A 20,110-nucleotide genomic window follows, 5' to 3' on the forward strand; every position below is an offset into this window, starting at 1 on the left:
TCGCCCTCGAACTCACTGACAGAGACATGGTCTTTGGTTAACAGATAGTATTCGGTATCGTCTTTTGCTACAGGAAAAGGATTCTGATAGTAGAAGGGTTTAGTTGACATTGTTCTCTCACTCGCTAAATCCGTTGTATTGCATTCCAGCACTCCGCGCCACATCTGCATCTGCGCGGCAACCACAAAGTCACCGGTCAAGTGTACACATTTTTTTAACAAAAACTGAGATTAATACGACTTTTTGTCTGCGCAGTTACCCTGCCCGGCAGAAACTGCTTTAATAGCGGGAAGTTATTCTACCTCAATTGATTAGCACACTCGTTTTCCGTCACTTCGTAGCCTTACAGGGCACAAGTTGTGTGTCGGCGGGGTTATCTGATGCTGTGGTAATCTATTTTTATTACAGGGCCTGATTATGCAAAAACTCATCAATTCAGTGCAAAACTATGCATGGGGAAGTAAAACCGCATTAACCGAATTGTATGGTATCGCCAACCCGGAACAGCAACCGATGGCAGAGTTATGGATGGGAGCGCACCCTAAAAGCAGTTCATTTATTGAAACGCGTCAGGGTGAAAAACTGGCACTGCGCGATGTAATTGCCCAACAACCCGATGCCCTCCTGGGCAAAGCTGTCTCACAACGTTTTGGTGAGCTGCCATATTTGTTCAAAGTACTGTGCGCCGCCCAGCCACTTTCGATTCAGGTACACCCGAATAAGCAGGCTTCTGAAGCCGGTTTCGCCCGTGAGAACACGGCAGGTATACCGCTGAGTGCACCGGAACGTAACTACAAAGATCCTAATCACAAACCGGAACTGGTGTTTGCACTGACGCCATTTCTTGCCATGAATGCCTTCCGTGAATTCAGCGACAGCGCAGCACTACTTGCGCCTCTGGCAGATGCACACCCGGCAATCGCGGCATTTTTGTCCAGCCCTGATGCCAGCCATATGCAAACGCTGTTTGCCGCACTGTTAAGTATGCCGCAGCAGGAAAAACAGCACGCCCTCGCCCGCCTGAATGCCGTCCTGGAAGGGAGAAGCGGGCAACCCTGGGATACAATTCGCAAAATTGCCACCATCTACCCGGACGACAGTGGGTTATTTTCACCACTCCTGCTCAATGTTGTGGAACTGGCGCCGGGCGAAGCAATGTTCTTGTTCGCCGAAACACCTCATGCCTACCTCGACGGTGTGGCTCTGGAGGTTATGGCGAACTCAGACAACGTACTGCGCGCCGGGCTGACACCTAAATACATTGATATTCCGGAGTTAGTAGCCAATGTCAAATTTGCACCCCGTGCAGCCAATTCACTGCTAACCCAGCCCGTTCATGAAGCAGGCTCACTGGCATTCCCTATTCCGGTGGATGATTTTGCGTTTTCACTGCATAGCCTGGTAATGCAACCCCAGGTTTTAGATCAAAACAGCGCTGCGATTGTCTTTTGTGTGGAAGGCGAAGCCCGCCTGCAATCGGGTGATGAATCTCTGGTACTGAAACCAGGCGAATCCGCGTTTATTCCCGCCAATGAGCCGAATGTTGAGGTTACTGGCAGCGGGCGACTGGCGCGCGTATATAACAAACTTAACTAAGGTACTGATTTTTTACCTCAGGATTGATAAGCTTCGTAAATTGCTTATCTGGCCGGGCGCTCTGCCCGGCTAACTGCTAATAGGGATGGTTTAATGAAAAAATCGATGGTTGCAGCGGGTGTTATCGTCGCGCTGGGTGTGGTGTGGACAGGTGCATCCTGGTACACAGGAAAAATGATTGAAAGCCATATGGACGATGCCATCGCCCAGGTGAATGCACAACTCAAAAAAGTCGCGCCCCTTGCCGCGCTCACTGTCACCCCACGTGATTACCAACGTGGCGTTTTCTCAAGCCATGTTCAACTTGTCATTAAACCGCAGGCAGGTGAAAAATCTTCTCTTCTGCCTGAAGGGAAAGAAATCGTGCTGGACGAAACTGTGCGCCACGGGCCGTTCCCGGGAAGCATTGTGCCGTCTATGGCTTCGGTAAGCACCACTCTGGTCAATAACGACACCACCAAACCACTGTTTGCATTAACACAAGGCAAGTCTCCACTGGTCGTTGATACTCGCATCGGTTACAGCGGCGATACCGATTCAGGTATCACACTTGAAGCACTCAATTATGATAAAGCGCCGTACAAAGTTGCTTTTGCGGGTGGGAAATTTGATGTCAGCGTTGATAACCAGGGCGATAAAGTCTCCAGCAGTGGTGATTTGGGCAGTCTGAAGATTGACAGTGTCAATGAGTTTGACCAGAAAGTCGGCCTGGCTATCAGTGGTATCAGTGCCCGTGGTGAAACACACATCAGTTCGTTTGCTGAGCGCGTTGGTACGCAATCCCTGGAGGCTAAAGGTCTTACCCTGAGTGTGGAAGGCAAAGAAATGGCGCAACTGGGTGGGTTGAATATTGCCGCCAAATCTGAACCCGCGGCCGATGGTAAACACCTGGGAGGCCAGATTGATTACGCGCTGAATGACCTGAAAGTGCAAAACCAGAACCTGGGTAGCGGGCAACTCTCTGTTGCTGTCAGCAATCTGGATGGTGCTGCACTGCACCAATTCCGCGAGCAGTATAATCAGCAGGTAGAAGCGTTAATGGCTCAGCCTGATGTAGCTGAGAATTCCGAGCTTTATCAGCAAAAACTGGTTGAAGTTCTGGCGTCTGGCCTGCCTGAATTGCTTAAAGGGGAACCCGCTATTCATATTTCACCATTGAGCTGGAAGAATGCCAAAGGTGAAAGCCGCTTTACGCTTAACCTTAACTTCAATGACCCGGCGAAAAGTGCCGAACCAAAAACACTCGACCAGGCAGCAGACCGCTACATCAAGCATCTGGACAGCAACCTGGTTATCCCGCTGGATATGGCAACTGAACTGATGACCCAGGTGGCTCGTATTGAAGGGTATCAGGATGACGCGGCAGCCAGGCTTGCAGAGCAACAGATCAAAGGTCTGGCTGCTATGGGGCAAATGTTCCGTATCACGACAGTAAAAGACAACAACATCACCACCAGCCTGGATTATGCAAATGGTGAAGTGACGTTGAACGGGCAAAAAATGCCACTGAGCGATTTTGTTGGCATGTTTGGCCTTGGTGGCGACATTATGCCGCCAGTGCCAGAAGACAACGCGGCACCTGCAACACCTGCCGCTCCTGCTCAGCCAGAAGCAGCCCCAGCGCAGTAAGGCGGTTTTTTCTCTGTTTGCCAGTCTCAAGTCTGCGCATGAACGAGAGAATGTCACCGAATAGTAAACAAGGGAAATCAATTCATTGACTTCCCCCTGATAACTAAAGAGAAGGAAAACCCCGTTTTTCCTTCTCTTTTATCAATCAGTAGGCGCTTTGTCTTTGCCATTACCTTAAACCCGCTCCGGGAACGTACTCTGTACCAACACGCGCCATACGTAAGGAATGAGTATGCCTCACTACACCACACCCACACACCGGGTTATTCGCCCCTGGCGAAGTGAAGATATCCCCCGGTTATGGTCACTCACCTGGCATACCATCCACCGGGTTAATTGCCGGGATTACACCCCCGCGCAACTTGACGCCTGGGCACCAGCAGAGCCGGATCCGCACTGGTGGGAGAAACTTATTTTTGACCACAACCCATGGGTGGTGGAGGACACACAAACGCAAACGCTCCTTGCCTGGGGGGATGTACAACCCTCGGGGTTGATTCACTGCTTCTTTTGCGACTACCGCTACCAGCGCCAGGGTATTGGTCGTTTATTGCTGAACCACTTGTTACTGGTGGCGCAACAACAGTCGTTAGCACGAGTGTTTGTTGAAGCCAGTGAAACCGCCCGGCCTTTTTTTCTTGCCCAGGGGTTCCAGGTGGTGCATCCAATTCAGGCCGAATTACGCGGCCAGCAGTTCGCCATCTGGCTGATGGAAAAGTTTCTTTAATTGGTTATTCCCTGCCCGGCCAGCATGCGCAACACACAAGGTGACTTGCGCATACTGCCGGGTCTGGCTTTATAATGTTCTGCACTTTACCTGAAATGAGTGCGACCATGATTGATACCACCCTTCCGTTAACTGATCTGCACCGCCATCTTGACGGCAATATCCGCGCGAACACGATCCTGAGCCTTGGGCGTGAATTCAATATTGCCCTGCCAGCCCAAACACTCGATGCGCTGATCCCTCATGTGCAGGTCACATCAACTGAACCAGACCTGGTCAGTTTTCTGGCAAAGCTGGACTGGGGAGTCAACGTTCTCGGGTCTCTGGAAGCATGCCGTCGCGTAGCCTGGGAAAATATGGAAGATGCCGCCCTCCAGAGGCTGGATTACGCAGAATTACGCTTTTCGCCGGGTTATATGGCGATGGCGCATAATCTCCCCATCGCGGGTGTTGTTGAAGCCGTTATCGATGGCGTACGCCAGGGGAGCAAAGACTTCGGGGTTGTTGCCAGGCTTACCGGTATTCTGAGCCGGACATTTGGTGAAGAGGCCTGCCAGAAAGAACTGGACGGGTTACTGGCTCATCGGGATGGCATTACTGCACTGGATTTGGCTGGCGATGAACTGGGTTTCCCTGGAAGCCGTTTTCGTGAACACTTCCGTAAAGCCCGGGATGTGGGCTGGCGCATCACTGTCCATGCAGGGGAAGCGGCCGGGCCGGAGAGTATTTGGCAGGCCATTCAGGAACTGGGGGCTGAACGGATTGGCCACGGTGTTAAGGCTGTTGAAGACCCGGCATTAATGGATTACCTGGCAAAACACCGTATTGGTATTGAGTCCTGTATTACGTCGAATATCCAGACCAGTACCGTCAGCGCCATTGGCGTTCATCCGCTAAAAACATTCCTGAACCACGGCGTGCTGGCAACCATTAACTCAGATGACCCTGCGGTACAGGGGGTTGATATTCGCCACGAATATGAACATGCAGCGCCTGCAGCAGGTCTGTCTGTGGAGCAAATTCGCCAGGCTCAGGTAAATGGGCTGGAAATTGCGTTCCTGTCACAAGAAGAAAAACAGGCGCTGCGCCTGAAAGCCAGCACCCGTTAACACCTGTTCCCCCGTTACCTGGGTGACGGGGTTTTCTTCAGCCTTCTCGCATAACGTTGTGCCAGCACAGCGCACACCATAAGCTGGATTTGGTGGAAGATCATTAGTGGCAGCACCATAATCCCGACAGTGCTCACCGGGAACAAAACATTTGCCATCGGGATACCATTCGCCAGGCTTTTCTTCGAACCACAGAAGACAATAGTAATTTCATCTTCAGTGTTAAAACCCAGTAAACGGGCCGCCCAGGTATTGATAACCAGCACGATAGTCAGCAACACAATTGAACAGGCCACTACCCACAACAGAGCCTCTGCATCAATTTGCTGCCAAATACCGCCCACCACCGCTTCACTGAATGCCACGTAGACAACCAACAGAATTGATGACCGGTCAGTAAGATTAATAAGCTTCTTATGCTTATCAACCCAGCGGCCAATAAGTGGGCGAGATAAATGCCCCACCACAAATGGCACCATCAACTGCATGATGATTTTACCAATCGCGTGCAGGGTATCTGTCGCCCCTTCCTGGGTGTTCATCAGCATGCCCACTAATACCGGCGAAAGGAAAATCCCCAGAATACTGGATGCCGATGCACTACATACCGCCGCGGCTACATTCCCACCCGCTACGGACGTGAAGGCAATAGCAGACTGCACTGTGGCTGGTAACGCACACAGGTACAGAAACCCCATGTAAAGCGGCTGGTTAAGAATACCGGGCTCCAGTACAGACATACCCAGCCCGAGAATAGGAAACAGTACGAAAGTGCTGAGAAAGACCACCAGATGTAAGCGCCAGTGCCCCGCTCCGGCAAGAATCGCAGCCCGGGATAACTTGGCTCCGTGCATAAAAAATAGTAACGCGATGGCTGCAGTAGTCAGGTACTCAAAACCTGTTTTTACATAGCCTTCACAAGGTAATACCGATGCGACAACCACCACACAGATCATCACCAGCAAAAATTTGTCAATTTTAAGGCGCTGGAACCAATCCATTCTTTTTCCTTGCAGATAAATAAGCCCGGTACATACCTGGCTGAATCTGATGACAAACCTCATGCCCGCACAGGACAAGAGGATATCACCCAATAAAAAACCAGGAAAATCAATTCATTGATTTTCGCCCGCTAACTAAAAAGAAGGAAAAACCACGCTTTTTTCCTTCTTTTTCACCAATCTGAACCAGGTACATGCCTGGCTACAACCAACAAACTCCACGTTAAAAGCCGATAACAGGTTAACACTTGTCAAAAACGGGAAGGTGCTGAATATAAATTTTACCCATAAACAGAGTAAAGGCTTGCCGGAGCAAATCAGCAAGCCCCCTGTTAACACACTAACAGACGACTAAACCAGGCAAAGAGCCGTGCGGTGACGGGCGGATTCAATCCCCATCTCAATAAGCTCCATCACTTTGATAGCCTGACTTGCCGGTACCGGATTTTCACCTTTACCATTGAGTGCATCACGCACAGCAGCATAATAGGCAGGGTAGTTCCCGGGTACAGTCAGAACCGGTGTTTCATCTATGGTATCGCCATGAGCAACCGTCAGGACGCCATCACGCATGTCATACCCCCAGTCGTCCTGAGGAGGGCGTTGCCCTGCTTTTAAACGGTCTTCCTGCGGGTCTACACCATATTTCACATAACTACCGCGCGTACCATGCACAATGTAGCGTGCCGTTTCTGCGGCGGCCAGCATGGTGCTGTGCAATACGACTTTATGTTGCGGCCAGGTAAGTACTGCATGGAAATAGTCAGTGGTTTGTGCTCCCGGGCGCAGTTGAGCAAGATCAACCTGAATGCTGACAGGCATGCCAAACAGCGCCAGCATCTGATCAAGCAAATGCGGCCCCAGATCATACCAGATCCCGGTACCTGCACCGGCCTGTTCACGCCAGCGGTTGCGCACCTGTGGGCGGAAGCGATCCATATGGGATTCAACATACACAACTTCACCCAACGAGCCTTCAGCCAGTAATGATTTAAGCGTCAGGAAATCGCTGTCCCAGCGGCGGTTATGAAAGACGGAGAGCAACAACCCGGTATGTTTTGCCAGTGCATCCAGCTCACGGGCTTCCGATAATGTCACTGTGAAAGGTTTGTCCACCACAACATGTTTGCCAGCCAAAAGCGCCGCTTTTGCCAACGGGAAATGGGTATCATTCGGCGTGGGGATAATTACCAGATCAATATCATCAGCGTTGATAACTGCTTCCGGAGTATCAGCCACAGTTACACCAGGCCAGTCCGCATGAACTTTACTGGCATCGCTGCTGGAGATTACCGCCAGTTCCATACCCGGTGTGCCTGCAACCAGCGGCGCGTGGAACGTTTTTGTCGCATAACCATAGCCTAAAATACCCACCCGAATAATATCTTTCATTACACTCGTTCCTTAGTTCTTAATAACTGGTATGACGGCTCAGCCGAAAGCCAGGACAACAGCGGGTGAAGCTCCCCACCGTTCCCATAAGCATTGAGTGCAGCCATAGTTAACACAGCTTGCCATCAGATTAAACCATTGGCGCTGATTTGCGCGGATTACCCGCATTTTTTACCGCCAGGAAAAACAGAAACCACCATTATTCTGCTCAACCGGCACACGCCAGGGCATCATGTAACGGTAGTTCACCGCCCCAATGTTAAACCGGTAAAGAATGCTCTGAATTTCCGCCAAATTCCCAGGCAGGCACCTTGTGGCAGTTGAAGCAGGCATGCCAGGCTCGCACTGCACGGAAGTACGTTCTGTAACGTGTTGAATCTGGTATTCCCGGGTAAAATCCTTATAATTCCGCGCTGATTCGTATTCTTACAGGCTGTTTCTCTGGCTGGCCTGACACGGGGTAATTAATGAATAACGCAACAGCGTTACGAATTGGCGGGTGGTTACTGATACCACTGGCCTGGCTTTTGATGACACTATTGAGCACATCACTGGGTATTGTGATGTATATAATGGCACTCAGTATACCAGAGACACACCTGGCTCTGGCGGCGCAACTCCCACAAACAGTGGTGATGTGGTACCTCTCACTGGCCTTTACCGTAGCTATGTGGCTTTACAGTTTGTGGCTGGTTATCGCGTTTTTTAAACGCCGGAGCAAAGTACCGCGGCATTATATTTTATGGTTACTGGTTTGTGTTCTGCTGGCGGTAAAAGCCTTTGCATTTTCCCCAGTAACCGATGCAGTTGCCGTTCGCCAGTTATTATTACCGTTGCTGGCGGCAGCCATATTTGCGCCTTACTTCAGGAAATCGCAGCGGGTTAAACATACTTTTGTTAATAACTGATTGCAGAGCAGTACTTTACATTTATCACGCCCGGGTGCGCCGGGTGACCAATGGCGTTAGTTTCAGACCTGATTATGACTGATTATTTGTTGCTCTTTATTGGCACGGTGCTGGTTAATAACTATGTGCTGGTAAAATTTCTTGGCCTGTGCCCTTTCATGGGGGTGTCCAAAAAACTGGAATCCGCCATTGGCATGGGGCTGGCGACAACATTCGTCATGACACTGGCGTCAATCAGTTCGTGGTTAATCGACAACTTAATCCTCATCCCTCTGGATTTAACCTGGCTGCGCACCATGAGTTTTATTCTGGTGATTGCCGTTGTGGTTCAGTTCACTGAAATGGTGGTAAGAAAAACCAGCCCGGCGTTGTACCGGTTGCTGGGCATTTTTTTGCCACTTATCACCACTAACTGCGCGGTGCTGGCTGTGCCGTTACTGAGCGTGAACCTGAAGCAAAACTTTTTCCAGGCTGCTCTGTACGGGTTTTCTGCGGCAGTGGGTTTCTCCCTGGTTTTGGTATTATTCGCCGCCGTGCGTGAGCGCCTGGCGGTTGCTGATGTTCCCGCCCCTTTTCGTGGCAATGCCATTGCCTTGATTACGGCCGGGTTAATGTCCCTTGCCTTTATGGGCTTTAGCGGACTGGTGAAGTTTTGATGAGTATGATTTGGATAGCCATCATCCCGCTTGCGTTGCTCGGCCTGTTCTTTGGGCTGATTCTTGGCTACGCCTCGCGCCGCTTTAAAGTGGAAGATGATCCTATTGTCGATAGGATCGATGAAATATTGCCACAAAGCCAGTGCGGCCAGTGTGGCTACCCGGGTTGCCGCCCTTATGCTGAAGCGGTTGGTAAAAATGGTGAACACATAAACCGTTGTGCGCCAGGCGGCGAAGCTGTCATGCTAAAAATTGCTGGTTTGATGGGGGTTGACCCGCAACCAACCGAAGGCGGTGACGCCGCAGAGCCTGAACGGGTGCTGGCTGTTATCGATGAAGATAACTGCATTGGCTGCACCAAGTGCATTCAGGCCTGCCCGGTTGATGCGATTGTGGGAGCCACTCGTGCAATGCACACCGTAATCAGTGACCAGTGTACTGGCTGTAATTTATGTGTCGCCCCTTGCCCGACACAATGCATTACTCTGGTGCCTGTAAACCCGACTCCGTCAACCTGGAAATGGGATCTGCAAACTATCCCCGTGAAGATTATCCCTGTGGAAAACCATGCTTAAGTTTTTTTCAGCGTTTAAAAAAGACAGAATCTGGGACTTTCATGGCGGGATCCACCCTCCAGAGATGAAGCACCAGTCCAGTGGCTCCCCTTTGCGGCAGGTACCGCTGGCCACGGATTATATTATCCCCGTCAGGCAACATATTGGCGATGAAGGTGAACTGTGCGTAAAACCCGGCGACATTGTGTTGCGTGGGCAACCACTGACGCGTGGCTGGGGGAAAATGTTACCAGTACACGCTCCCACCTCCGGGACGATTACCGCAATCGCGCCTCATATTACTGCACACCCTTCCGGTTTGATGGAGCCTTGTGTTTTTCTCGCAGCAGACGGTAAAGACGAATGGTTCCCACGCGAGGGCTGGAGTGATTACCAGCAGCGTGATAAAGCGAGCCTGATAGAGCGAATTCAACAGTTTGGCATTGCCGGTTTGGGCGGCGCAGGTTTTCCTACTGGCGTGAAATTACGTGGTGGGGCTGACCGCATTGAGACGCTGATAATTAATGCGGCTGAATGTGAACCTTATATCACGGCAGATGACCGCTTAATGCAGGAGTGCGCAGCACAAATACTCGAAGGGATAAAAATCCTCGACCATATCCTTAATCCACGCCAGATTTTGATTGGTATTGAGGACAATAAACCTCAGGCAATTTCCATGCTCAAAGCGGTTTTGTGTAATGAACACAAGACGCAATTGCGGGTTATTCCCACAAAATACCCTTCCGGTGGAGCCAAACAGTTAACTCAGATCCTGACAGGCAAGCAGGTTCCTCATGGTGGGCGTTCTGCCGATATCGGCGTATTAATGCAAAATGTCGGTACTGCTTATGCCATTAAGCGGGCAATTATTGATGGTGAACCACTCACAGAGCGTGTTGTGACTCTGACCGGGGAAGCGGTTGGCAAACCCGGTAACGTTTGGGCACGAATCGGTACTCCGGTACGCCATTTGCTTAATTTTGCAGACTTCCGCAGTAATGCGCAGCCCATGGTAATTATGGGCGGGCCATTAATGGGGTTTACACTGCCCTCACTCGATGTTCCTGCAGTTAAAATCACTAACTGCCTGCTGGCGCCTTCTGTGCAGGAAATGGAACCGGCACAAGAAGAGCAGCACTGTATTCGTTGCAGCGCCTGCGCCGAAGCATGCCCGGCGGACCTGTTACCCCAGCAGTTATACTGGTTCAGCTTAGGGCAGCAACATGATAAAGCCACGGCTCACCACCTGAATGATTGCATTGAATGCGGTGCCTGTGCCTGGGTATGCCCCAGCCAAATCCCGCTGGTGCAATATTTCCGTCAGGAAAAAGCAGAGATCAAGGCCATTGCCGACGAAACCCGCCGTGCGGCAGAGGCAAAAACCCGTTTTGAGGCGCGTCAGGCTCGCCTTGAGCGCGAAAAACAGGCGCGACAGGCTCGCCACCAACAGGCAGCGGTACAACCAGGCACAACACAAGACAAATCGGCAATTGAAGCTGCTTTGGCGCGAGTCAAAGAAAAACATACTGCCGCGACCAACACCGTTGTGATTCAGGCTGGCGCCCAGCCAGATAACCAGGCCGCAATTGCGGCCCGTGCTGCACGTAAAGCCGAAGCTCGCGCACGCCAACAAGAGAAAGCCGCATTACAAGTCACTGAGCAAGCCGTCACCAGCAGTAATACAGACTCAGAAGACCCACGTAAAGCGGCGGTTGCGGCTGCACTGGCACGCGCGAAAGCACGCAAAGCACAGGCGGCGGGAAATACGGCACCGGAAGCAAGCGCCACGCCAGAGCCAGTCAGTGAACCAACTGCGGTGGACCCGCGTAAAGCCGCTGTAGAAGCAGCAATAGCCCGTGCCAAAGCACGCAAAACGCAGGCGGCGGGAGATACGGCACCGGAAGCAAGCGCCACGCCAGAGCCAGTCAGTGAACCAACTGCGGTGGACCCGCGTAAAGCCGCTGTAGAAGCAGCAATAGCCCGTGCCAAAGCACGCAAAACGCAGGCGGCGGGAGATACAGCACCGGAAGCAAACGCCATTCCTGAACCAGTCAGTGAACCAGTTGCGGTGGACCCGCGTAAAGCCGCGGTAGAAGCAGCAATAGCCCGTGCCAAAGCACGCAAAGCGCAGGCGGTAGGAAATGCGGCACCGGAAGCAAGCGCCACGCCAGAGCCAGTCAGTGAACCAACTGCGGTGGACCCGCGTAAAGCCGCTGTAGAAGCAGCAATAGCCCGTGCCAAAGCAAAACGTGCAGCGCAGTCTGCTGTCAGTGAGGAATAAATGGTTTTTCGTATTGCCAGTTCACCCTATACCCATAACCAACGCCAAACCAGCCGCATTATGCTGCTGGTTACTCTGGCGGCGGTTCCTGCCATTATTGTCCAGACTCTGTGGTTCGGGCCGGGGAGCCTGGTGCAGGTCATCCTCGGGTGCCTGGCGGCACTTGCCGGTGAAAGCGCCATACTCAAGTTGCGCAATAAATCGATGTCCGTACTGGGCGATAACTCGGCACTGCTCACAGGTTTGTTGCTTGGAGTCAGTATCCCTCCTTTGGCTCCCTGGTGGATGGTGATTGTTGGTACCTTATTTGCCATTATTTTTGCCAAGCAACTGTATGGCGGGCTGGGCCATAATCCCTTTAACCCTGCGATGACCGGTTATGTAGTGTTACTTATTGCGTTTCCGGTATCCATGACATCCTGGTTACCTCCCGAGTCACTGGCAGCAACAGTGCCCGGTGTCAGTGATGTGCTGCATACCATTTTCACCGGTCACACACTGGCAGGTGACACCGTTACCCAGTTAAAAATGGGCATTGACGGCATCAGCCAGGCGACCCCTCTCGACACGTTTAAAACCGGTCTGCGTGCCGGGCATTCCGTTGCTGAGCTTAAACAGGCACCAGTTTATGGCGGCATACTTGCCGGTATTGGCTGGCAATGGGTTAACGTGGCATGGCTGGCAGGTGGTCTCTTCCTGTTAATGAAAGGGACTATACGCTGGCATATTCCGGTGAGTTTCCTGCTGACTTTATTGGTTTGCTCAACACTTGGCTGGTGGCTACTTCCCGAAACCTGTGCATCACCCGCGATTCACCTGTTTTCCGGGGCAACCATGATGGGCGCATTCTTTATCTTTACTGACCCGGTAACTGCATCCACCACACCAAAAGGCAGGCTGATTTTCGGTGCGCTGGCGGGGTTACTGGTTTGGCTGATTCGTTCATTTGGCGGCTACCCTGACGCTGTAGCTTTCGCAACTTTGCTGGCAAATATCACTGTACCACTGATTGATTACTTTACGCGCCCGCAAACTTATGGGCACCGCTAAGGAGACTCGTGATGCTGAACACAATGCGTAAACACGGTGTCACCCTGGCGCTGTTCGCGGCGGGTTTTACCGGCCTGGTTGCCGTAGTGAATACACTGACGCAACCAGTTATTGCTCATCAGGCCATGTTGCAACAAAAGAAATTGTTCGACCAGGTTATCGCACCGGACAGCTATGATAATGCTATCCAGCAAGATTGCGTGGTTGCGAACAATACGCCACTGGGTTCTGGTGCTCACGATATCTATATTGCCCGTAACCAGGGCAAACCGGTTGCTGTGGTTATGCAAACTACAGCACCTGATGGTTATGGCGGGGCTATTCAGTTGCTGGTTGCTACCGATTTCTCTGGCACCGTGTTAGGTACCCGGGTCACTGAGCAGCACGAGACACCGGGCCTTGGCGACAAAATTGATGTGCGGGTATCAAACTGGATACTGGGTTTTGCCGGTAAACAGGTAACCGGCCCCAACGATGCGGCGTGGGCCGTGAAAAAAGACGGTGGGCAATTTGACCAGTTCACTGGTGCGACCATTACTCCACGAGCAGTGGTTAACGCCGTTAAGCGTGCCGCAATGTTTGCCAAAACTCTGCCACCTGAACTGGCAACATTCCCCTCTTGTGGAGCATCTTCATGAGTGATGTAAAAACAATTTTTATCCAGGGGTTATGGAAAAATAACTCGGCTCTGGTGCAATTACTTGGCTTGTGCCCTCTGCTCGCTGTCACGTCCACTGCCACCAACGCGTTGGGGCTTGGTCTGGCAACCACACTGGTACTGGTGCTGACGAACACGGCTGTTTCATTACTGCGCCGCTTTGTACCCAGTGAAATCCGCATTCCGATTTACGTGCTGATCATTGCTTCCGTGGTCACCTCAGTTCAGCTGTTAATCAATGCTTTTGCTTTCGGGCTTTACCAGTCTTTGGGGATCTTTATTCCGCTAATTGTCACAAACTGCATTGTCATTGGGCGCGCTGAAGCCTTTGCCTCCAGAAATCCGCCAGGCCTTGCAGCCATTGATGGTCTTGCCATTGGCATGGGAGCAACGTGCGCCATGTTTGTTTTGGGGGCAATGCGTGAAATTTTAGGCAACGGGACATTATTTGATGGTGCAGATATGCTGCTGGGAAGCTGGGCTAAGATTCTGCGTATCCAAATCTACCATACAGACACTCCCTTTTTACTCGCCATGTTGCCGCCAGGCGCCTTTTTTGGCCTGGGGTTAATGCTTGCCGCTAAATATGTGATTGATGAGCGTAGTAAACGCAGAGCTGCAACTCACGCCCGGGAAAACAATGTTCAGGGAGCAGAAAAAGCCTGATGAACAAAGAAAAACGCATCAATATATTATCGCGCCTCAGAGAGAGTAACCCCCATCCAACAACGGAGTTACACTTCTCATCGCCTTTTGAGTTACTTATTTCTGTTCTGCTTTCCGCACAGGCAACTGATGTCAGCGTCAATAAGGCTACCGCTAAGCTATACCCGGTAGCCAACACACCAGCGTCCATTCTCGCGCTGGGGGTGGAAGGCGTGAAGTCATATATCAAGACAATCGGCCTGTTTAACAGTAAAGCTGAAAATGTGATTAAGACCTGCCGAATTTTGCTCGAAAAACATGGTGGCGAAGTACCTGAAGACCGGGCTGCACTGGAAGCATTACCTGGTGTTGGCAGGAAAACTGCGAATGTAGTGCTTAACACCGCTTTTGGCTGGCCTACCATCGCTGTGGATACACATATCTTCCGGGTGTGTAACCGAACGGGTTTTGCCCCGGGCAAGAATGTTGAGCAGGTAGAGGAAAAACTACTAAAAGTCGTTCCTGCCGAATTTAAAGTTGACTGCCACCACTGGTTAATATTGCACGGGCGCTACACCTGTGTAGCACGTAAACCCCGCTGTGGCTCCTGCCTGATTGAAGATCTTTGTGAGTACAAAGAGAAGACCGAAATCTGACCTGACAACATTGATATTCGTTTGCGCTACGCGCTGGCGCAAACGTTTACCTCCATCACTAAAAAAACCTCATTCAGCAATATAAATGCTTTTCTTTGCAGATTTTAGCTACATAAAACATGCCATAAAGCAGCTCATGTGGTTAATTGTTTTTTTAAAATCCAAAATTTCTATAGATTTTTCATGTGCAGATTTACACAAGGATAAATGTTAAAATTTATCACACAAACTCTTCCCAACTTATGGTTTAATAAGGAAAAATCACCAGCATCAATCAATACAACCATCTAATATGCAAAATACAGTCATATCAACTGGATATAACCAAAAACCACAACACATAAATCTCTATATAATAAAAAACTCAGATTAGCGAAAGAAAAACCTCATATTTTTTAATCAGGCAAAATTTAAATCTGCATAACAATTCATCTACCCAGGCAATACTCCGCCTAAGGTAAATGTAAAAGAATATGACAAATAACTTGCCAGATGCTTCAGATTAGGGAAAAGTACCTGCCGTTTTCCCCTCCCATAACAAAATCAGAGTCGTCTTAAACGCCATCTGGTTGAATAACGCCCTGTTAGTACGGGATGTAAAATAAGAGGTATATGTGTCGACCGCAAACAATAAACCAGCAGAAAGCATTAGTCTGAATGCTTTCAAACAACCGAAATCGTTTTATCTCATATTCTCAATTGAATTATGGGAACGCTTTGGTTACTACGGCCTGCAAGGAATCATGGCTGTTTACCTGGTTAAACAACTGGGTATGTCTGAAGCGGATTCAATTACGCTCTTCTCTTCCTTCAGTGCACTTGTCTATGGGCTGGTTGCTATTGGCGGTTGGTTAGGCGATAAAGTACTGGGTACCAAACGCGTTATTATGCTGGGTGCGCTCGTTCTGGTCGTTGGCTACGCGTTAGTTGCCTGGTCCGGGCACAATGCCGCCATCGTCTACGCAGGTATGGCAACTATCGCTGTCGGTAATGGTTTGTTTAAAGCTAACCCGTCGGCTTTGCTGTCTACCTGTTACCCGAAAGATGACCCACGTCTTGATGGCGCATTTACGATGTACTATATGGCCATCAACATTGGTTCATTCTTTTCCATGCTTGCCACTCCATGGCTGGCAGCACAGTTCGGCTGGAGTATCGCATTTTCACTGAGTGTTGTGGGTATGCTGATTACCGTAGTGAACTTTGCGTTCTGTAAAAGATGGGTAAAAGATTTCGGTTCCAAACCGGATTTTGCACCGGTTGACCTGCGTAAACTGTTTGCCACCCTGGTTGGTGTTCTGGTTCTGGTTGCCCTTGCTACCTGGTTGCTGCATAACCAGCAAATCGCGCGTATTGCGTTGGGCGTCATCGCTCTGGGTATCATCGCCATCTTTGCCAAAGAAGCCTCTGCCCTGCAAGGCGCGGCGCGCCGTAAAATGATTGTTGCCTTTCTGCTGATGCTGGAAGCCGTGGTCTTCTTTGTGCTTTACAGCCAGATGCCAACTTCGCTGAACTTTTTTGCTATCCGTAACGTTGAGCACAGTATTTTAGGTATCGCTTTCGAGCCAGAGCAATACCAGGCACTGAACCCATTCTGGATTATGATTGGCAGCCCAATTCTTGCGGCGATTTACAACAAAATGGGCGACCGCCTGCCAATGCCAGTTAAGTTTGCGATTGGTATGGTTCTGTGCTCCGGCGCATTCCTTATCCTGCCGTTGGGCGCCAGCTTCGCGACCGATGCAGGCATCGTGTCTGTAAACTGGTTAATCGCCAGCTATGCACTGCAAAGTATTGGTGAACTGATGATCTCCGGCCTGGGCCTTGCAATGGTGGCGCAATTAGTTCCACAGCGCCTGATGGGTTTCATCATGGGAAGCTGGTTCCTGACCACAGCTGGCGCGGCCATTATTGCCGGTAAAGTCGCCAGCCTGATGGCTGTACCAGAGAATGTTACAAACCCGGTAGAATCTCTGCAGGTTTACGGTCATGTCTTCCTGCAAATTGGGATTACCACCGGCATCATTGCCCTGTTGATGCTGCTGACTGCGCCTAAATTAAACCGCATGACGCAGGATGACGATAAAAAAGCCAGCGCGCCGCAAACCGCGACTGCCTGATTTTTCTGGGGAAACAGCGTTATCGTCACTGTACTCAGGTACAGTGGCGAATGACCACTCATCGGACCTTGTGATTACCGCGTTTATCTGCTCTCTTTCTGCTTTTCTTTCTCTGCCTTGCCAACTACCATCCTTCTAAGCGATTTCTAACTACCAGGCGCTTACACAAGGAGTCTTACCAATGAAATTGTTTTATAAAGCAGGCGCATGCTCACTGTCGCCGCATATTGTTCTGCGTGAAAGCGGGCTTGATTTCACCTTGTCACAGGTGAACCTGCAGGAAAAGTCCACTGAAAGTGGTGAAGATTTCTGGTCTATTAACCCCACCGGGCAGGTTCCGGCACTGCTGTTAGATAACGATACATTACTGACAGAAGGTGCAGTTATTGTGCAATATATTGCGGACCAGGTACCAGACCGCCAGCTTCTCCCACCAGTTGGCACTCTGTCACGCTACCAGGCACTATCCTGGCTTAACTTTATCGCTACGGAGTTACACAAAGGGTTCACGCCTTTGTTTTCATCCGAAACACCTGATTCATACAAAGCTTCCTGTATTGCCAAACTGTTGAAAAAGATGGGCCTGGTTAACGACGCACTTAGTGATAAACCATGGCTAATGGGGCAGCGCTTTAGCGTAGCTGACGCTTATTTGTTTACTGTGCTCAACTGGGGATATGCACTGTCACTGGATATGAACCAGTTTGAACATATTAATGCGTTTATGGAAAGGATGCGTGCCCGCCCGGCTGTTATAGCGGCACTGAAAGCTGAAGGGCTCATATAATTGCTCCATCCCTGGAGCTTACAGTACTGCTGGCAGCACCGTATCAATAATTTTCTTGCGGGCAGTCAAAGCTGTTTGCTGTGAAACCACTGCTCAGGGCGGGCTATTTCGTCCTGGGCAGCAACAACTTGCAGCTCATACTCACCCATTTGTTTTGTGGTTTGCATGATGGCATACACCGCAGCAGTAACATGTTCCAGCGCATCCTGGACTGTTGCCCCTTGCAGCAATTTCACCAACAGCAAACCGCTGGTTACATCACCTACGCCCACGGGTTGGCGCGCACCAAAATCAACCAGCGGGCGGCTGATATGCCAGGCCGCATCATTGGTTACCAGCAGCATTTCAAAACAGTCCGGGTTATAACCGGCTCGTGCCAAATGTTTCACCAGGACGATTTCCGGCCCTTTGGCAATCAGTTCACGCGCGGTACTGACAGCTTCGGCAACATTACTGACGGAGTGGCCGCTGAGCATTTCCAGCTCCAGCAGGTTCGGCGCAATAATATCTGCCGCAGGCAACGCACTGCGGGCATGAAATTCCGCCACACCTGGCGCTACAATGCAGCCTTTTTCCGGGTGGCCCATAACCGGGTCACAGAAATAACGGGCTGAAGGGTTAGCCTGCTTTACCTGTTCCACAATACGTAAAATGTGTTGTCCCTGCTCTGCCGAGCCAAGGTAGCCGCTCAGCACAGCATCACAACGTGCTAATTCGCCAATGTCCGCAATGCCCTGCACAATATCGGTTAAATGCGACGGCGTCATGACGATGCCAGTCCATTTGCCATATTGCGTATGGTTGGAAAACTGAACGGTATTCAGCGGCCAGACATTGGCGCCAAGACGTCGCATCGGAAATTCAGCCGCACTGTTCCCCGCGTGGCCAAAAACCACGTGTGATTGTATAGCGAGGATATTTTTCATGACTAACCTGGTGATGAGTGTAGTGAGTGTTGTTGAGAAAAAATAAAGGCGTGGTTTTCCACGCCTTGTGATTATTAATTATTTCCAGCAAACGAGGCAGTAGTTTTTCTTACCACGGCGTAACAGGGTGTAACGGCCAAACAGGTAGTCTGCGTCAGTAAAGCTGTACTCCGCATCGCTCTGTTTTTGCCCATTAACAGAAACTGCGTTGGACGCGATGGTTTTACGCGCCTGACCACGAGAAGGTTGCAGTTCACTGTCTACCAGAGCCTGCTGGAGATCCGCCCCTTTATCCAGTTCAACCATCGGCACGCCGTCTTGCGCCAGTTGCGCAAAGTCATTCTCAGTCAGGTCTTCCAGGTGGCCATTGAACAGGCTTTCAGTAATACGTTTTGCCGCAGCCAGCCCTTCGTCACCATGTACCAGGCGAGTAACCTGTTCTGCCAGCACGTACTGTGCTCGCGGTGCAGTGCCACTGTTTTTGTCTTCTTCTTCCAGTGCATTGATTTCTTCAAGGCTCATGAAAGTAAAGAACTTCAGGAAGCGGTAAACATCCGCATCGGCGGTATTAATCCAGAACTGGTAGAATTTGTACGGGCTGGTTTTCTTCGGATCAAGCCACACCGCACCACCTTCTGTTTTACCAAATTTAGTGCCGTCTGCTTTAGTAATCAACGGTACCGTCAGGCCAAATACCTGTTTCTGGTGAAGACGGCGGGTTAAATCGATACCCGATGTAATGTTTCCCCACTGATCCGAACCACCAATTTGCAGTTCAACACCGTGTAAATCATTCAGGCAGGCAAAATCATAGCCCTGCAGCAGGTTATAGGAGAATTCAGTAAAGGAGATACCGACATCGTCACGGTTAAGGCGTTGTTTCACCGCTTCTTTGTTAATCATCTGGTTAACAGAAAAGTGCTTGCCGATATCGCGCAGGAAAGTCAGCACGTTCATGCTACCAAACCAGTCGTAGTTATTTGCAGCAATAGCGGCGTTGTCACCACAGTTAAAATCAAGGAATGGCGCTACCTGGCGGCGAATCTTATCCACCCACTCCTGAACGGTTTCTGTGGTATTGAGCTTACGTTCTGTTGCTTTAAAACTGGGATCGCCAATCAGCCCGGTAGCGCCACCAACCAGTGCAACCGGTTTGTGGCCTGCTTCCTGAAAACGCTTCAGGCACAACAATGGAACCAGATGGCCCAAATGCAAGCTGTCGGCAGTCGGATCAAAGCCGCAATAGAGTGCGATTGGCCCCTGCGCCAGTCGTTCCACCAGCGCGTCTGCATCCGTCACCTGAGCAATAAGCCCACGCTCTTGCAATTGTTTAATCAAGTTGCTGCTTGCCATCAAATTCTCCATGTTTTATACGATTGCACCTTTACCGGCACACAAGTCTGTTGCGCGCA

The 20,110-nt window shown here is 50.6% G+C and carries 19 protein-coding genes; 14 read left to right on the forward strand and 5 right to left on the reverse strand.

What is annotated here, in order from left to right; genetic code table 11:
- On the reverse strand, positions 1 to 110 hold a 110-nt coding region (locus DES37_RS25915; RefSeq protein WP_245930132.1), incomplete at its 3' end, for a hypothetical protein.
- A 307-nt stretch (positions 111 to 417) separates the two neighbouring features.
- Between DES37_RS25915 and manA the strand changes: the two genes are divergently transcribed.
- The 4 genes from manA (at position 418) to add (ending at position 5,061) form a co-directional block, all read left to right on the forward strand.
- A complete protein-coding gene (manA, locus tag DES37_RS18265) occupies positions 418 to 1,596 on the forward strand; it encodes a mannose-6-phosphate isomerase (RefSeq protein ID WP_110027182.1) in 1,179 nt (392 codons plus the stop codon).
- Positions 1,597 to 1,689: 93 nt separating this feature from the next.
- Complete coding sequence (locus DES37_RS18270) at positions 1,690 to 3,225, forward strand: YdgA family protein (protein WP_110027183.1); 1,536 nt, start codon at positions 1,690 to 1,692, stop codon at positions 3,223 to 3,225.
- A 232-nt stretch (positions 3,226 to 3,457) separates the two neighbouring features.
- Positions 3,458 to 3,952 carry a GNAT family N-acetyltransferase gene (locus DES37_RS18275; protein ID WP_170123792.1) on the forward strand — a complete coding sequence of 165 codons (495 nt, stop codon included), beginning with the start codon at positions 3,458 to 3,460 and terminating at the stop codon, positions 3,950 to 3,952.
- 107 nt (positions 3,953 to 4,059) lie between these two features.
- Positions 4,060 to 5,061 carry an adenosine deaminase gene (gene add, locus DES37_RS18280; protein ID WP_110027339.1) on the forward strand — a complete coding sequence of 334 codons (1,002 nt, stop codon included), beginning with the start codon at positions 4,060 to 4,062 and terminating at the stop codon, positions 5,059 to 5,061.
- Between the two features lie 14 nt (positions 5,062 to 5,075).
- Here the strand turns inward: add and DES37_RS18285 are convergent, their stop codons facing one another.
- Entirely contained in the window at positions 5,076 to 6,062 is a 987-nt protein-coding gene (locus DES37_RS18285; protein ID WP_110027187.1) for a bile acid:sodium symporter family protein, read from the reverse strand.
- 351 nt (positions 6,063 to 6,413) lie between these two features.
- The gene (locus DES37_RS18290) at positions 6,414 to 7,454 is read right to left on the reverse strand and encodes an oxidoreductase (protein WP_036108687.1); all 1,041 of its coding nucleotides are present in this window, start codon (positions 7,452 to 7,454) and stop codon (positions 6,414 to 6,416) included.
- 467 nt (positions 7,455 to 7,921) lie between these two features.
- Between DES37_RS18290 and DES37_RS18295 the strand changes: the two genes are divergently transcribed.
- From DES37_RS18295 to gstA, 10 genes are all read left to right on the forward strand, one after another.
- Complete coding sequence (locus DES37_RS18295) at positions 7,922 to 8,362, forward strand: DUF2569 domain-containing protein (RefSeq protein ID WP_036108684.1); 441 nt, start codon at positions 7,922 to 7,924, stop codon at positions 8,360 to 8,362.
- Positions 8,363 to 8,436: 74 nt separating this feature from the next.
- Complete coding sequence (gene rsxA / locus DES37_RS18300) at positions 8,437 to 9,018, forward strand: electron transport complex subunit RsxA (RefSeq protein WP_036108832.1); 582 nt, start codon at positions 8,437 to 8,439, stop codon at positions 9,016 to 9,018.
- Entirely contained in the window at positions 9,018 to 9,593 is a 576-nt protein-coding gene (gene rsxB / locus DES37_RS18305; RefSeq protein ID WP_036108682.1) for an electron transport complex subunit RsxB, read from the forward strand. The genes rsxA and rsxB overlap by 1 nt, the downstream gene beginning before the upstream one ends.
- A complete protein-coding gene (gene rsxC, locus DES37_RS18310; RefSeq protein WP_110027188.1) occupies positions 9,586 to 11,856 on the forward strand; it encodes an electron transport complex subunit RsxC in 2,271 nt (756 codons plus the stop codon). Before rsxB ends, rsxC begins: the two co-directional genes overlap by 8 nt.
- Positions 11,857 to 12,906, forward strand: coding sequence for an electron transport complex subunit RsxD (gene rsxD, locus DES37_RS18315; protein ID WP_110027190.1), 1,050 nt, complete (start codon positions 11,857 to 11,859; stop codon positions 12,904 to 12,906).
- Between the two features lie 11 nt (positions 12,907 to 12,917).
- Positions 12,918 to 13,544 (forward strand): electron transport complex subunit RsxG, encoded by a 627-nt coding sequence (rsxG, locus tag DES37_RS18320; protein ID WP_110027192.1) that lies wholly within the window; start codon positions 12,918 to 12,920, stop codon positions 13,542 to 13,544.
- Complete coding sequence (locus DES37_RS18325; RefSeq protein WP_036108675.1) at positions 13,541 to 14,230, forward strand: electron transport complex subunit E; 690 nt, start codon at positions 13,541 to 13,543, stop codon at positions 14,228 to 14,230. The genes rsxG and DES37_RS18325 overlap by 4 nt, the downstream gene beginning before the upstream one ends.
- Complete coding sequence (nth, locus tag DES37_RS18330) at positions 14,230 to 14,865, forward strand: endonuclease III (protein ID WP_036108674.1); 636 nt, start codon at positions 14,230 to 14,232, stop codon at positions 14,863 to 14,865. The genes DES37_RS18325 and nth overlap by 1 nt, the downstream gene beginning before the upstream one ends.
- 614 nt (positions 14,866 to 15,479) lie before the next feature.
- The gene (dtpA, locus tag DES37_RS18335) at positions 15,480 to 16,985 is read left to right on the forward strand and encodes a dipeptide/tripeptide permease DtpA (protein WP_110027194.1); all 1,506 of its coding nucleotides are present in this window, start codon (positions 15,480 to 15,482) and stop codon (positions 16,983 to 16,985) included.
- 181 nt (positions 16,986 to 17,166) lie between these two features.
- Positions 17,167 to 17,772, forward strand: a complete 606-nt coding sequence (gene gstA / locus DES37_RS18340; RefSeq protein ID WP_036108672.1) for a glutathione transferase GstA — start codon at positions 17,167 to 17,169, stop codon at positions 17,770 to 17,772.
- Between the two features lie 65 nt (positions 17,773 to 17,837).
- Here gstA and pdxY read toward each other — a convergent pair whose 3' ends face one another.
- Together pdxY and tyrS are read right to left on the reverse strand one after the other, a co-directional pair.
- Entirely contained in the window at positions 17,838 to 18,698 is an 861-nt protein-coding gene (gene pdxY / locus DES37_RS18345) for a pyridoxal kinase PdxY (RefSeq protein ID WP_110027196.1), read from the reverse strand.
- A 78-nt stretch (positions 18,699 to 18,776) separates the two neighbouring features.
- Entirely contained in the window at positions 18,777 to 20,051 is a 1,275-nt protein-coding gene (gene tyrS, locus DES37_RS18350; protein WP_036108669.1) for a tyrosine--tRNA ligase, read from the reverse strand.
- Positions 20,052 to 20,110: the final 59 nt, after the last annotated feature.

It is taken from the genome of Mangrovibacter plantisponsor (assembly GCF_003182475.1).
In the GTDB taxonomy this organism is placed as follows: Bacteria; Pseudomonadota; Gammaproteobacteria; order Enterobacterales; family Enterobacteriaceae; genus Mangrovibacter; species Mangrovibacter plantisponsor.